9 protein-coding genes and 1 pseudogene are annotated in these 14,500 nt (G+C 55.3%); 8 read left to right on the top strand and 2 right to left on the bottom strand.

From position 1 onward, the window contains the following. Positions 1-8: 8 nt before the first annotated feature. A complete protein-coding gene (locus tag ABVT35_RS14215) occupies positions 9-1,052 on the bottom strand; it encodes an agmatine/peptidylarginine deiminase (RefSeq protein ID WP_368467245.1) in 1,044 nt (347 codons plus the stop codon). Between the two features lie 323 nt (positions 1,053-1,375). Here ABVT35_RS14215 and ABVT35_RS14210 point away from each other — a divergent pair, with 323 nt between their 5' ends. The 5 genes and pseudogenes from ABVT35_RS14210 to argB form a co-directional block, all read left to right on the top strand. Continuing rightward, positions 1,376-2,155, top strand: a complete 780-nt coding sequence (locus ABVT35_RS14210) for a phosphatidylserine decarboxylase (protein ID WP_368467244.1) — start codon at positions 1,376-1,378, stop codon at positions 2,153-2,155. Positions 2,156-2,200: 45 nt separating this feature from the next. Continuing rightward, positions 2,201-3,244 carry a dimethylarginine dimethylaminohydrolase family protein gene (locus tag ABVT35_RS14205; RefSeq protein WP_368467243.1) on the top strand — a complete coding sequence of 348 codons (1,044 nt, stop codon included), beginning with the start codon at positions 2,201-2,203 and terminating at the stop codon, positions 3,242-3,244. A gap of 25 nt (positions 3,245-3,269) precedes the next feature. After that, positions 3,270-4,190, top strand: coding sequence for a hypothetical protein (locus tag ABVT35_RS14200; RefSeq protein WP_368467242.1), 921 nt, complete (start codon positions 3,270-3,272; stop codon positions 4,188-4,190). Then, positions 4,187-6,004: an ABC transporter ATP-binding protein gene (locus tag ABVT35_RS14195; RefSeq protein ID WP_368467241.1), complete on the top strand. Its 1,818-nt coding sequence runs from the start codon at positions 4,187-4,189 to the stop codon at positions 6,002-6,004. The genes ABVT35_RS14200 and ABVT35_RS14195 overlap by 4 nt, the downstream gene beginning before the upstream one ends. A gap of 70 nt (positions 6,005-6,074) precedes the next feature. Then, positions 6,075-7,037 (top strand): annotated as a pseudogene (gene argB, locus ABVT35_RS14190) (acetylglutamate kinase); the annotation flags it as partial. A 131-nt stretch (positions 7,038-7,168) separates the two neighbouring features. Here the strand turns inward: argB and ABVT35_RS14185 are convergent. After that, on the bottom strand, positions 7,169-7,570 hold the full coding sequence (locus ABVT35_RS14185) for a nuclear transport factor 2 family protein (protein WP_368467240.1): 402 nt from the start codon (positions 7,568-7,570) through the stop codon (positions 7,169-7,171). A 185-nt stretch (positions 7,571-7,755) separates the two neighbouring features. Here ABVT35_RS14185 and ABVT35_RS14180 point away from each other — a divergent pair, with 185 nt between their 5' ends. The 3 genes from ABVT35_RS14180 to ABVT35_RS14170 all read left to right on the top strand — a co-directional run bounded on the left by ABVT35_RS14180 (position 7,756) and on the right by ABVT35_RS14170 (position 14,483). Next, complete coding sequence (locus ABVT35_RS14180) at positions 7,756-8,106, top strand: hypothetical protein (RefSeq protein WP_368467239.1); 351 nt, start codon at positions 7,756-7,758, stop codon at positions 8,104-8,106. A gap of 555 nt (positions 8,107-8,661) precedes the next feature. Further along, the gene (locus ABVT35_RS14175) at positions 8,662-12,576 is read left to right on the top strand and encodes a beta strand repeat-containing protein (RefSeq protein WP_368467238.1); all 3,915 of its coding nucleotides are present in this window, start codon (positions 8,662-8,664) and stop codon (positions 12,574-12,576) included. Between the two features lie 164 nt (positions 12,577-12,740). Beyond that, positions 12,741-14,483: a type I secretion system permease/ATPase gene (locus ABVT35_RS14170; protein WP_368467237.1), complete on the top strand. Its 1,743-nt coding sequence runs from the start codon at positions 12,741-12,743 to the stop codon at positions 14,481-14,483. Positions 14,484-14,500 lie beyond the last annotated feature (17 nt).

Raw genomic sequence — 14,500 nt, 5'->3', positions numbered from 1 at the left:
TCGACGCGTTAGGACAGTTTGACGGGGATCTGCTGGGTCGAGCAGTGAATGCCTCCGCCGGCCTCGCAGATCTCGTCGACAAAGATCTGAACCACCTTTCTGTCAGGCATCAGCCTGGACAATGTATCCAGTGCCTCAAAATCACGGATTGGATCATCGAATTTGGCGGTAATCAGACCATTGTTGGCCAGATAGTAGTTGATGTAGGAAGCCGAGAAACTTTCGCTGCACTCGCCCAGTATGTGCCACCTCGGCCGCTTGATCGGAACGATTTCCAGGGACCGGCCACGCGCATCTTTTTGGTCCTGAAGATGCTCCAGATTTTCCAGCAATATATCGTATTCGGGATCGAGAGGATCATCCGTGGTTTCCGCGACCACCAGCCCGGGACGGACAAAGCGTGCGAAGCCATCAATGTGGCCGTCAGTAATTCCGCCGTCTTCGCCCGGCAGCCATATGATGGATTCAACTCCGGCCAGTTCCTGCAGGATCTTTTCGATATCGGTCATCGACAGACCGGGGTTGCGGTTGGAATTGAGCAACGTCGATTTGGTTGTCATCACCGTTCCGTCACCGTCGAACTCAAGTGCTCCACCCTCGCATATCAGATCGGAGAATATGAGCTCTTCGCCGCGGCTTGCCGTAAATTGTTCCGCCAGACGGCGATCATTGTCATAGCCGGAGAACTTCTCGCCCCAGATGTTGAAATTCCAGGATATGCCGCAACGTGTCGATGACCGGTCATAGCCGTAGGTGGGGAGAGTATCCCTGGTCCATATGTCGTAATGGTCCATCTCGACAACGGTAACATTCGGACCGCAGGCCTTGCGCAGATAGTTCAGGTCATAGGGATGGGAGAGCATGACTACCGGTTCGAAGCGGGCGATCGCCCGTGCCAGACAAACCTGTTCATATTGAATTCCGTCGATCTGCGCTCCGCTATAAAGATCATCGGCCGCGCAAAAGGCCATGACGCAACATTCGTGTGCATCCCATTCGGGCGGAACATGCACTCTTCCAGTCGTTTCCGGGCGGTTTTTCGCCCTTTTCATTCGAGCCTCCCCATGCCGATTTGCTCCTTGTTCCCGGTGAATATCCCGAACTTTACATGGACTTCAATCTTTTGTCCCGCAGAATGCCAATAAAATAGATAAAATTTTAGTTAAATTATCCTCAAAATAAATATAAAATTTACAAATATTGAATTCTTAACAAGAATTGTAAGTTTTAAATATGTTCTTATAGAAAAGTCTGGCATTTATATTCGAAGTAGACTAAATTTGTTGACCTACAACATTAAATATATATGAGAATTGCAATCATAGATTGGGAAGATCTCATAAATAAACTCCATACTTAGTACTTCGCAAAATGTATGGAAATAAGGGGGCACCTAATGGCCAAAAGCTTAGAAGATTGGGTGAATTCTGATGTAAAGGCAGTTGCGAACAAGCCGCTGGATTGGTTGTCCAGTCACTATTTCTTTCGCGATCCTGCGCGTCCGCTTTATTCCGATAGCTGCTTTTTCTTCTCACCGGCGGACGGAATAATACTTTACCAAAAGCAAGTGAAGCCTGATGAAACTGTCATCGACATCAAAGGGCAGAACTATTCGTTGCGTGATGCCATGCGCGACGAGAGTTTTGATCAGGAGTGCATGATCATCGGCATCTTCATGACGATGTACGATGTCCACGTTAACCGAATCCCGTTTGCCGGCACGCTTTGCTACAAGGAGCTCGAGCCGATCGGCACGCATAATTTACCGATGCTCGACACCGAGGTCGATTTGATCTCGGAGCTGCGGATCAGCAATGAGAATGCCGAGTATCTCTACAAGAACCAGCGCGTTCTAAACTCGATCTATGCATCCGACCTGGGCTTGAGATACTACGTCCTGCAGATCGCCGATTACGATGTTGAGTGCATCACGCCGTTTCAACTCGGTCAGAACAATCAATGCAGTCAAAACGAGCGCTTTTCGATGATCCGCTATGGGTCGCAGGTCGAACTGATCGTTCCCATTACCGACCAATACGAATTTGAACTCTTACAGGAGCCCGGCGTTCACGTTGAGGCCGGTCTCGATCCACTGATCCTGATCCATGATCTTGATCTCGAAGATGAGGAAGAAACGCAAGACGACGAAACGTAAATTCGGCGCTGCCCTGAAAGCGCCCGCGACAGGGAGGTCCACAACATGTCAGAAGATACAAGGAATGGCGTACTCGCTGAATCCGCCGACACAATGGTTGAGGCAAACACCGGTTCGGATTCGCAACTGAAAAAGAGTTCCGATCAGCCGGGGCTTGAAAAGGAAGCCACAAAACAGGTCTACGCTGAAGTCGACGACCCGATGTTCCTGATGAACATCCCCTATACCTTCACAGCAACCAAAGCCAACAATGTCTGGATGCAGGAACTCGATGATGAGAAGCGCTCTGTCGACATCGACAAGGCGATGACTCAGTTCCTCGATCTCTACCATTTCATTGCAGGCGATGCGGTGGTCTATCTGTTGCCCGCGCCGGAAGATTGCGGTCTTCAGGACCTGGTCTTCACCGCGAATCTCGGTGTGGTACTCGAACATGTCGAAGACCGGGAAATCGTGATCCTGTCGAAAATGGCAACCGAGCCGCGCATGGGTGAAACCGTCTGGGGCCGCAAGTTTTTCGAAGGCATCGGTTTTGAAGTATTCGACGCACCGCACCGTTTCGAGGGCGAGGCGGAACTGAAGCATCTGAAGGACAACATCTACATCGGCGGCTACGGCGAACGCACGGATGTCCGCGTGTTCGACTGGATGGAAGAAACATTCGATATGAAGATCATTCGAATGGAGGAGGTGGACCCCTACTGCTATCACCTCGATTGTTCGGTGTTTCCCGTGACCACGGAAAACACGATGGTCTGCACGTCGCTGTTCAAACGTCATGAACTGGAAAAACTCAGCCAGTTCACCAATATCATCGATGTGTCTGCGGATTCGGCTTATTCGGGTATCTGCAACTCTGTGAGGTTGCACAGCACGATCCTCAACTCGTCCAATCTGCACCAGTTGAAGATTGGCACTGAGGACTATCAGTGCGAGCTCGAGAAAAATCGGGAACTCGAAGACGTCGCCGCCAAACTCGGCTTCGAAGTCGCTTACTTCAACCTGTCGGAGTACATGAAGGGCGGTGCGTTGCTGTCCTGCATGATCATGCACCTGAACAGACATTCCAACGAGTTCAGCCTGATTTAGGCTGGTCGCCAGGGGGAGGCTTCCCATGGACGTTGCCAGCGACGGAATCTGGTATGCGGAACACGATTCAGTGGACGGAACACACTACTATTCCGTCTGCTCCGTCCTCTTTGACGGTCAGACTGCACATCACGATGTAAAAATACTGGTCACAGAGGAATGGGGCAAAACACTCATTCTTGACGGTGGTATCCAATCCACGGAATTCGATGAGGCGGTGGTCCATGAGGCCATCGTTCATCCGGCCATGATCACGCATCCGGATCCGAAGGAAATTCTGATCCTTGGAAGTGATGACGGTGCGGTTTTACGCGAGGTCCTTGCATACCGGTCCGTTACCGGCGTGACGATGGCCGGTGTTGACGAAGACTTCGTCGACATCTGTGCGGAGTATCTGCCAGAATGGTCAGAGGGCTGCCTGGACCTTCCCAATGTCGAGTACGAGTTCGAGGACAGCTGGGAGTATCTGGAGGACAACGACAAGAAGTTCGATGTCATCTTTGCGGATCTTTCAGCCTACGATGAAGAAGATGCCGAGGTCGACCTTCGGGAAGACGGCCTGTATCGCCTGATGGCCTCGAGGCTGAATGAAAATGGCATCGTCATTGCCCACGGTCTCGATTTCGATGTCTCGGATCCGGGGTCGTACCAGGAGAGTAAAAAGGCGATTGCAGGCGTCTTTCCCATCGTCGCGAACTATATGGCGCATGTGCCGTCGTTCCGCAGCGAAACGATGTTCCTCTTCGCATCGCAAGGACCCGACCAAACTACTTTGTCGCGCTCGGATATTGCAGTGCGGCTTGCTGAAAGAGGCGCCAATGAAGATCGGGATCTTGCAGCCCGACTGCGCTTTTACGATGCAGATTCCCACGTCCGGATGTTCAGTCTCCCGAAGAACTACAAAATAGCACTGGGAGAAAAACCGGCAATCAACGGACACGGATGATGCGCTCCCTTCGGTTCTTCTGGAAGTACATTACCTACCGGAAGGACCTGCTTGTCCTGATGCTGACGGTCTCGGCTGTCGTTACCGCGGCCGAGCTCTACATCCCCTGGATCGTCATGCGCGCGATCGACGCCGTTGTCGAGCAGCGCAGCATGGAACAACTGAATGCCTGGGCCATCCAGGGGCTGATACTCGTTGCCGGGTTTTACGTGTTGCATGCGGTGATGATCCGCATTGATGCGCAGCTGATCCTGCGGTGCTCCTATAACCTCAGGCGACGCCTTTATGCCCATATCATCGGCCAGGGGCTGCCTTTCTTCGAGCGCTATCAGACCGGCGAACTCATCCACCGGGCGGTAACCGATACCGAGGCCTTTGACGAGGATATCGAAGACCTGTTCTCCGAACTGCCGTTCGACTTTCTGACCATCATCGGCGTGACGGTCTTCATGGCCATCCTGGATGTCAAAATGGCCATATTCGTCGTCATCTTCATGGCCATCAATGCGGCATTCGCCTGGTATCTGGGGCGGCCGTTGCTCAATCTGGAAAAGTCGATCCAAAGTTCCGGCGCCCGCCTTACCGCACGCTTCCAGGAAAGCGTTGCCGGTATCCGCACGGTGCAGAGCTTCGCCAATGAAGACGTGGAACTCTCGCGTCTGGATGTGGACAATCGCGAAATTCTGAAAAAGGAACTCAAAGAGGGCAAGATTGAATCCGTCATGGAACCGATGGCGGATGCCATGACGATGCTCGGGCTGGTTCTTGTCGTCTGGTACGGCGGCGCGCAGATCATTGCCGGAAATTTGACCATCGGCGCGCTCGTCGCCTTCATCGCCTATATGGAAATCCTTGCCGAGCCACTCGAGGAACTGGAAGGTTACTACCGCGATTACCTCGGCTGCCGGGCAATGGCGGAACGTATTCAGGATCTGTTCGACGAAGACGAGGCGGTAGCCGACGACGGTGAGCTTGAAATCGGCGGCGATCGCATAGAAATCGCCTTCGAAGGCGTGGCCTTCAGTTACGAGTCACGCAAAAAGGGGCTTGTCGAGGGAATTACCTTTGCGGCGCACCCCGGGGAAGTTCTTGCGATTGTCGGCCGCAACGGCGCCGGCAAGAGCACGCTGCTCAATCTGTTGCAGAGGTTCTACGATCCGGATGAAGGCCAGATCAAGGCCAACGGCGCCGATCTGCGGCAGTACGACCTGAACGGGTGGCGTCGCAGTGTCGGCGTCATGTCCCAGGACACTTTCCTGTTTCACGGTTCCATTCTCGACAACATCGCCTACGGCAATCCGGAGGCGGATGCCGCACAGGTAATGGAGGCGGCCCGGACATCTGGTTTGACCGAGCTTGCGGACAAGTTTTCCAACGGTCTGGACACGATCGTCGGAGAACGTGGCTCCAGGGTTTCCGGCGGCGAGCGCCAACGCATCTCGCTTGCCAGATTGTTCTTGAACGATCCGAAGCTCGTCCTGCTGGACGAACCCACCGCGCATCTTGATGGTGAAGCTCTGCACGGAACACTCGATTCAATCAGGGAATTGACGAAAACGCGCACCACGATCGTGGTGAGCCATCACCTGGAATTGGTTGAACAGGCAGACAGGGTGATTTTCCTCGAAAGCGGTGCGATCTCGGCTGAGGGCACACACGAGGATCTGCTTTCATCAAACCGTGCATATCGTGCGCTCTGGAAGAACCAGATGCCGCGTGAAACACGCGTTCAAAGAATGCGCAGGAATATGGAAAAGCGGATCGACGCCCAGGTTCCGGCCCACGCGCCGGATGGGCGTCCGACAATGGATTGAAAGTCGCACAGTATCGACCAGCGTTGCGTATTGGCTGAGGCGACAGGGTAACGAAGTAAGGAGTGCAATAATGGCCAGCCAGAAACCGATGCGCGACGCCGCCAAACAAGCCCGTTTGCTGGATGTTCAAGACGGCGCTCGCCTTGACGGCATAAACGGCGCATTTCCTTCGCGCGTGAAGGCCGGCCTCATTGCATCGGCATTGCCGTTCATTCAGCGCTACGACGGGCAAACCGTGGTTGTCAAATATGGCGGGAACGCAATGGACGAACCCGAAATTGCCCAGTCATTCGCCTGCAATATCGCGTTCCTCAACCAGGCCGGTGTCAATCCCGTGGTGGTACACGGCGGCGGCCCGCAGATCAGTGCGACCCTCGATGAGATGGGGATTGAAAGTCAATTCTCCGCCGGGCTGCGGATCACCGACGCCAGGACCGTCAAGGTGGTCGAAATGGTGCTGGCCGGGCAGGTCAACAAGGAGATCGTCTCGATCATCAATCACGAAGGGGAAGTTGCGGTCGGATTAACAGGCAAGGACGGCAAGCTCGTTATCGCCGAACCCATGTCCCAGACATTGCGCGATCCGCACACCGGCGACGTCAGCATGATCGACCTTGGCTATGTGGGCAAACCGGTTCATGTCGATGGCAGCCTGCTGGATGTTCTTGCCAGGTCGCGCATGATCCCGGTCATTGCTCCCATTGCGATCGGTCACGATCGGCAGACATACAATATAAACGCTGACATGTTTGCCGGGGCGATCGCCAGTTCGATCAACGCGAGAAGGTTGCTGTTTTTGACCGATGTGCCGGGCGTGCTCGACCGCGAGGGCAATCTGATCGACTCCATGACCGTCGGTGAGGCCAGGGCCATGATTGCCGACGGATCGATTTCAGAAGGCATGATCCCCAAGGTCGAGACCTGCATTGAGGCGGTTGAGGGTGGTGTCGAGGGCGTTGTGATCCTTGACGGCAAGGCTGCCCATTCGGTGGTTCTTGAACTCTTCACCGATGCGGGTGTCGGCACGCTGATAACGGCCAATGAAGAAAGCCAACAGCATGCCGGCGGCATGGGAATTGGAGCCGGGGCAGTTGGTCATCGTATGCAGGGAAATGGGGGTGTCCGGCGGACATGAAAACCGAATTGGCCAGGACAAACGCGGATTTAGTGCCGGGTGCGCGGCGCCGAATGACCGGCGATGCGGAAGATGCTCGGTCCGCTCGTGTGATGATGCGTCAGCAGCCACCGTCCGTCTTCTTTGGCAAATATATTGGTCGCGGAGTACACGCGGGTATCAATCGCCTCGGCGCAAATAACCATGGCGCAGGATCGTGTTCGAAAAACCGTCGGCCGTTTCGGCTGAATGTCCGGGGTTGGGAGATGCTCCAGGCGAAGCCGCCAATGCTCAATGAGTTCGCGGTGGCCGGATATGACGCGCCCGCCGGGCCCGTAAAGGGCGACGTCCTCGCGCTTCGACCAGATGGAATCCATCGCAGCGAAATCGGCAAATCTGTAGGCCGCATAAAACGCGTGATTGGCGGCAATGACTTTCTTGTCTTCCAGCATGGCAAAACCCGCAACGAAGCGTGCAGGCCCGGCGCGTTGGCCTATTCGCAGTGCAATACACAAAATCCCGCCGCTCGTGGAAATGTTAACAAATCGGCGGGCACTTACACAACCGGAATTCCTGGGCAGAATTTGGGCAGTCCAGGTTATCACCAAAATGATCCCAAACAGGAAAGGAAACCGTTATGAAAATCATTATCGGTACGGCGGTGTTGGTATTTGCCATGACCGCGAGCGCATCAGTTGTCGCGCAAGGCAATATTGTCTCGGGCAACCAGCTCAAAAAACTGATCAGCGGAAAGTGCGCCAGTTATGCGGACCGCAGCGCCGGAACCATGTGCTTCAAGCGCAACGGCAAGATCGTCTATGACGATCGGGAGTACGGCGAAGGCGTTGGCAAATGGTACTTCAAAGGCAACAGTGTCTGTCAGATCTACCCGGACTCCAAGGAAGATTCAGGCTGTGCACGGATGATAAAAACCAAAGGCAAAGGCCGCTATAAAGATGAAATGGGCACCAGCTACCGTTTCCATTGAGCGACATTCGCCGCAGAGGCCACCTGACCGGGATTTCGAAAATTCCGTAAACGTGGCCTCTATCGGCGCGATGACCTGACGACCGCCTGTCGGCGTTTGCGTCCAAGACCGCGTATCATTTCAGCAATTCGACTGTGACCGTTGCGCTTGCATCCTGAAGGGAATCGGAGGCGATCCAGGCACGGATATTACCTGTAATTACAAGGGCACATCCGCCGCCGGCCAGTCGATTCTGGTCGGGATGGTACGGATTTTGAGCATGTGCCATTCGTTAATGCATTGTTATCATTAAATTAATAAAACATTAACGCTCCTCTAACGCACCACTGACGAACAGATAACACCAGGCATGGTTCAGTGGCCGCGAAATTTGGGGGACCAGTACGTTTTGAAATCTCAAACCTAATCGCAGATCGGCTTGTTCGCAGCAAATTCGGCCACCGGCACGGTCGTCCGGCGTCTTTTCCAGACTGGAAAGACAGCGGCCGGCGCTGGCAACCGAAGCGGTGCGGAATGCCGTGACGGTCAAATTCAACATATCAGGGAACCAGAACCATGCCTGCCATCACAATCGATCTCACCAGCTTCTTTGCCAGCCTCAACCTCAACCTCGGCGCTATCCAGGCGGATGTGGAAAATGTCACCGGAGTTCCCTGGGGCGCTCCAACGCAGCCTTCCGGTCCCACGACCGTGACAACCAGTGCAACCCCGGACGTAATAACCGGCAATGCGGGTGACGGCGTTCACACCGGAACATCGGCCACATTCAACATCATCAGTGCGCAGGACGGTGATGATGTCCTCATCGGCAGGGAAGGCCTCGATCTGCTGTTCGGCGGAGCGGGCATCGACACGACCGACTATTCCTATCTGAACGTCGGATCGACCGGCACTTTTGTAGACCTTGCCAGCAACATTGCCATATCGAGTTCTTCGGATGTGGATATCCTTAGCTCCATCGAAAATGTTATCGGCACCAAGAATGCCGATATTCTACTCGGCAACGCACTGAACAACGTGTTCAACGGCAATGGCGGCAACGACCTGATTGACGGCCGCGGCGGCATCGACGTCGTCCAGTTTCTCGGCAAGGCCGAAGACTACACGTTCCAGATGCTGGATCCGAGCGATCCTTCAAGCGGCTTCGCGGTGACCGGGCCGAATGGACCGACCGGCAGCGTCAACACCACGGTGGTCATCGGAATTGAGCTGGTCCAGTTCAACGATGCCAGCGCCGGAGGTGGCATTTCCCTCTTCAGCATAGAAAACAGCGCCATTGCAGTCGACGATGTTTTTGACATCAGCGAAGGCAATGCGGGCGACACCTTCGCCAATCTCGATGTTCTGGGCAACGACCAGGTTCTCGAGATGGCAATCAACAATGTCCTGAACGGCCTGATTGTCGGCAGCACGATTGACGGCAGCGGCCAGATTGTCGGCGGCACGGTCGTTGATGACCCGATGGATGCCGGATATCCGGTCGCCGGCGCCTATGGTGAGCTTACGATCGACATTGCCGCAGGGACGGTGACCTATGAGATGAACGCGGCCGGCGATGCGCTCAATGCCGGAGATGAAGTTACAGAGACATTCTATTACGAGGTTGTCGGCGGCGACCGGGCGCAGATTACGATTAACATCACCGGCACGAATGATGCACCGCAGGTTGCGGCTGCACTGACCGCGGCAGCAGATGAGGACGATGCATCCTTCAATGTGGATCTGCTTGACGGTGCCACGGATGCGGATGCCGGCGAGACGGCGACGCTGAGCGTTGCCAATGTGACGGGCCTGACGGCAGGTGTGACCCTGTCCGGCACGACACTGACGGTCGATCCGTCCGATGCGGCGTTCCAGAGCCTTGCTGCCGGCCAGGACCAGATCATCGTCGTCGGCTATGATGTGGTGGATGCGCAAGGGGCTTCGGTTCCACAGACGGCAACCATCACCATCACCGGCACGAATGATGCACCGCAGGTTGCGGCTGCACTGACCGCGGCAGCAGATGAGGACGATGCATCCTTCAATGTGGATCTGCTTGACGGTGCCACGGATGCGGATGCCGGCGAGACGGCGACGCTGAGCGTTGCCAATGTGACGGGCCTGACGGCNGGTGTGACCCTGTCCGGCACGACACTGACGGTCGATCCGTCCGATGCGGCGTTCCAGAGCCTTGCTGCCGGCCAGGACCAGATCATCGTCGTCGGCTATGATGTGGTGGATGCGCAAGGGGCTTCGGTTCCACAGACGGCAACCATCACCATCACCGGCACGAATGACAATCCCGTCGTTATCACACCACAAACAGTACCGGCTGAAGTCCACGAGGTAGTTGACGACGGGGCGGGTGAATCGACGGCTACGCTCAGCACGGGCGGTGTCATAACCGTCACGGATGTCGACTCGGACTTTGTGGATGGTGGCGGTTTGCCGGCCGCCATAACGGTTGGCGCTTCACCGGTCTATACCTACAACCCGGCCATTCCAGGTCAGGATCTGCCGGATACCATTCTGAATGCCGTGTTCCTGTCGATAGACGATGTTGTCAGCACGCCCGGATCCCATGTAGCCGAAATATCCTACACGTTCCGGGTCGAAGACGGTGCAATCGAGTTCCTTGGCGAAGGCGATACGCTAACGATCGAGTACATGGTCGAGATCAGTGACGGCGATGGCGGTTCGGTGCAGACTCCGGTTACGATTGTCGTGAATGGCAAGAACGACGCGCCGGAAATCACGACACCGGCACCGATTGAGATTACGCTCAGCGAAACGCCGAATTCAGTTGGTCCGCAGGACATCTCGGTTGCCGGGTCCATTACTGTCGAAGACCTTGATATTGGCGACACGCTGACCGCATCGGTCAGCAACGGAAGTGCTGTCTACAGCGGCGGATCGGTTCCGGCAGGTCTTGAAGCCCTGTTGCTCGATCCGGCCAATTTCACGTTCAATCCGACGGAGACGAATGGTGGCAACGTCCTGATCAACTACAATGTGACGGGCGCAGAGCTGGATTTCCTTGGAGCCGGCGAAACGCTGACCGTCACATTCGACGTCAAGGTCAATGACGGTCTTGCCGACAGCAACTCGGTTCCGGTTGAGATTACCATCAACGGCACCAACGATGATCCGACCGTGTCGGATATCATGGTTGGCGATCCTTCGCAGGCCGATGCGTCGTCGGTGACGGCGGATGCGTCGGGCAATGTTTATGAGGATTGCGGTATCCACGGGAATCACCCGGCGGCGGTGAGCGGCGATGCGCTCGATACCAGCCCGGGCGGCAACGCGTCCGATCCGGACACTGGCGACGACGCAAATCTGCAGATCACACATGTCGCGAATGCGGCAAATATGACCAATCAGACCATTGCGTCCGGAGGTTCTGCGACAATCATGGGGCTCTACGGCGCCCTGATGATCGCCGCGGACGGAACCTACACCTATGAGCTCTACAACACGTCGGATCCGGAAGGGGGCCTGCTCAATGCCCTTCGCCATGACGAAGTCGTCAATGAGACCTTCGAATTCACCGTCTCGGATGGCAATGGCGGTCAGGATACGGCCAACCTAGTATTCACTGTGGTCGGCACCAATGACGACCCGGTTGTCGGCAATGTTGCAGGCTCTGTTCAGGAGGACACCGATGTAGACGGCTCGGGCAATCTGACAGACAGCGGTTCCATTGTGATTGGCGATGTTGATGATGGCGACAGCCATTCGGCCACACCGCTTGCGCACTCAAACCTTGGTATATTTACCGCCGAGGTGAACGCTGTGACCGGTGAGGTCGACTGGACCTATTCAATCGATAACAGCCTTACCCAGGTGCAGCAGCTCGGTGTCGGTGAGTCCTTCACGGAGACATTCCAGATAGAGGTCTCCGACGGCGTGGGAACCACGATTTCCACTGTTGATATCACCGTCAACGGCACCAATGATACTCCGACGATCGATGCGATATCGGGTGTGCTGACCGAGGGTGACATCGCCGGCGGACACACGATTAATGTGCTCAATGAAGGCAGTGCCCAGGATGTGGATCAAAATGACACTATTGATCTGACCGGTATCACCGGAGGGCTGGAGTTGCTTCTCAATTCGGCCGGCGGCGTGGATATCGACATCAATGTCCAAACGCTCATCGACAGCGGTCTCGTGTCATTTGCTACAAACGGCGAAGTCACCATCTCGTCGGACTTTACCGATGCAATCAATCAGATGATGCAGGATGGCGACTCCCTCACAGTCGATGCTGAAGTCACGATCCAGGACAACAGTGGCGCTGCCAACGATACCGCAACGGGCGATATCGATCTGACCGTCATGGGGGCGGATGCCGCGAGCAACGCGTCACCTGAAGGGAGCAATTACGGCATAGGCACCGACCAAAACGGGGACCCCTACGATATGCCCGATTTCCTCATCCCCACATTCGATGAGAATGGCTCGGAGGGCGGCGGAGCCTAGCGGGCGCGGAGTGACGGATCCGCGTTGCGCAGGAGGGCATTCCAAATGATGGGACGGAATGCCCTCCCGATGCCCGGCCTCCAATTCGGGCCGGGCTCGAATTTCAAACTGCGCCGTTATCAATCGGCGGCAGCTCATGACAATACAATTGGGGCATGCAGCCAATGAGCCAGATCAAAACGATCAAGGACAAATATCCGGCGCTCGATGTTTACCGGTCATCATGGACGGGTTTTTTTGCCGTCGGCTTCTTCTCCTTTTTTGTCAATCTCGGCGCGCTCGCGTCGCCGGTCTACATGCAGCAGATCTTCGACCGGGTCATGCAGAGCCGGCATATTGAAACGCTGATCTTTTTGACCGTCCTTGTGATCTTCTTTCTGGCGGTGATTGCGGTGCTCGACGGTGTTCGCGGTTCAATGCTGGCCAAAATCGCCTACTGGTGGGACGAAACCGTTCACTCCGATCTGCTTGTGGCGATTGTCGAGGTAGCCCGTGCCAAAGGCATCAGTCACGCGCAATCGATCAACGATCTTATGACGGTCAGGCAATTTGTCGGAGGGCCCAGCGTGTTACCCATTTTCGATGGGCCGTGGATGCCGATATTCATCTTTGCCATCGCACTCATCCATCCCTGGCTTGGCATCGTGGCGGTTGTCGCAGCAGCGCTTTTGTTCATTTGCGCCGGTATCAACGACCGGGTTACGCGACGCAGGATGAATGGTCTTGGCGAACGTCAAAACCGGGCGCAGTCAACAGCCGACATTGCTACACGCCATGCGGACAGTGTCTACAGCATGGGCATGCTGGATGGCATTGTGCAACGCTTCAAAGACGACAATGGCTTCGTTGCCCAGGCAATGTACCGTGTGTCCGCCTTCTCGGCGAAGATCAGCGCATTGAGCAAATTCATACGGTTCAGCGCGCAAATCTCCGTACTGGGTCTGGGTGCTTATCTCGCGACAGTCGGAGAAATGACGTCAGGGGGCATGATCGCGGCGTCGATCATATTGGGCAGGGCGCTGGCACCGGCCGAGCAGTCTATGGGGGCCTGGCGCAGTCTCGTGGCGGCTGTTCTGGCGCATCGGCGTATCAAGCAGGTTTTCCTGAATGCGCCAGGCGAGCAGGAAAAGCTGAAACAGCCCGCTGCAAGGGGCTATGTCGAGCTGCGTGGTGTCAGTTTTATCATGCCCGGGATGGAATGCCCCATTTTGCGGGGCATCGACATCGCATTTCCGGCAAAAAGCATTATCGCAATTGTGGGCGCATCGGGTTCCGGCAAGAGCACGCTTTGCAAAATGCTCATTGGCGCGCTTGAACCGACGGCGGGTTCCGTCCGGCTCGACGGCGTTTCAATCCGCAACTGGGACAGGGAACAGTTCGGTGAGAGCATCGGTTATCTGGCTCAATCGGTGCAGCTGCTCGATGCGACCATCAAGGACAATATTGCCCGAATGGGAGAGGTGGATGAGTTTGAGGTCGTGGAGGCGGCCCAACTTGCCGGGTGCCATGACATGATCAACCAACTGCCAAAGGGCTATGAAACACTGATTGGTCCGTCGGGTGTAAATCTCTCCGGTGGTCAGGCACAGCGCATCGGATTTGCACGTGCTGTTTATCGTCAACCCAAACTGGTTGTTCTGGACGAACCCAATTCGAATCTCGATGCAGAAGGGGACATGGCCTTTCAGAAAGGTATCTCCGACCTTCGCGAACGGGGCTCCACGGTGATTATCGTCAGCCACAAACCGGCAGCCTTGTCAAAGGTGGACCTGATTGTAACGGTCAAAGACGGCGGCATTGAAAAAACGCAGACGCGGGAAGATTTTCTCAAGTCTGCGATCCGGCCACTCAATGATGTTCTCGAGAAACTGAATGATGCAAAGCAGAAACGAGCAAATCGTATCTAGTTGATTTTATTAACGGT

The organism is Hoeflea sp. TYP-13 (genome assembly GCF_040932035.1).
Taxonomy (GTDB): Bacteria; Pseudomonadota; Alphaproteobacteria; order Rhizobiales; family Rhizobiaceae; genus Hoeflea_A.
The sequence above is the reverse complement of the archived record's forward strand: the minus strand, read 5'-3'. Positions and strand labels throughout refer to the sequence as shown.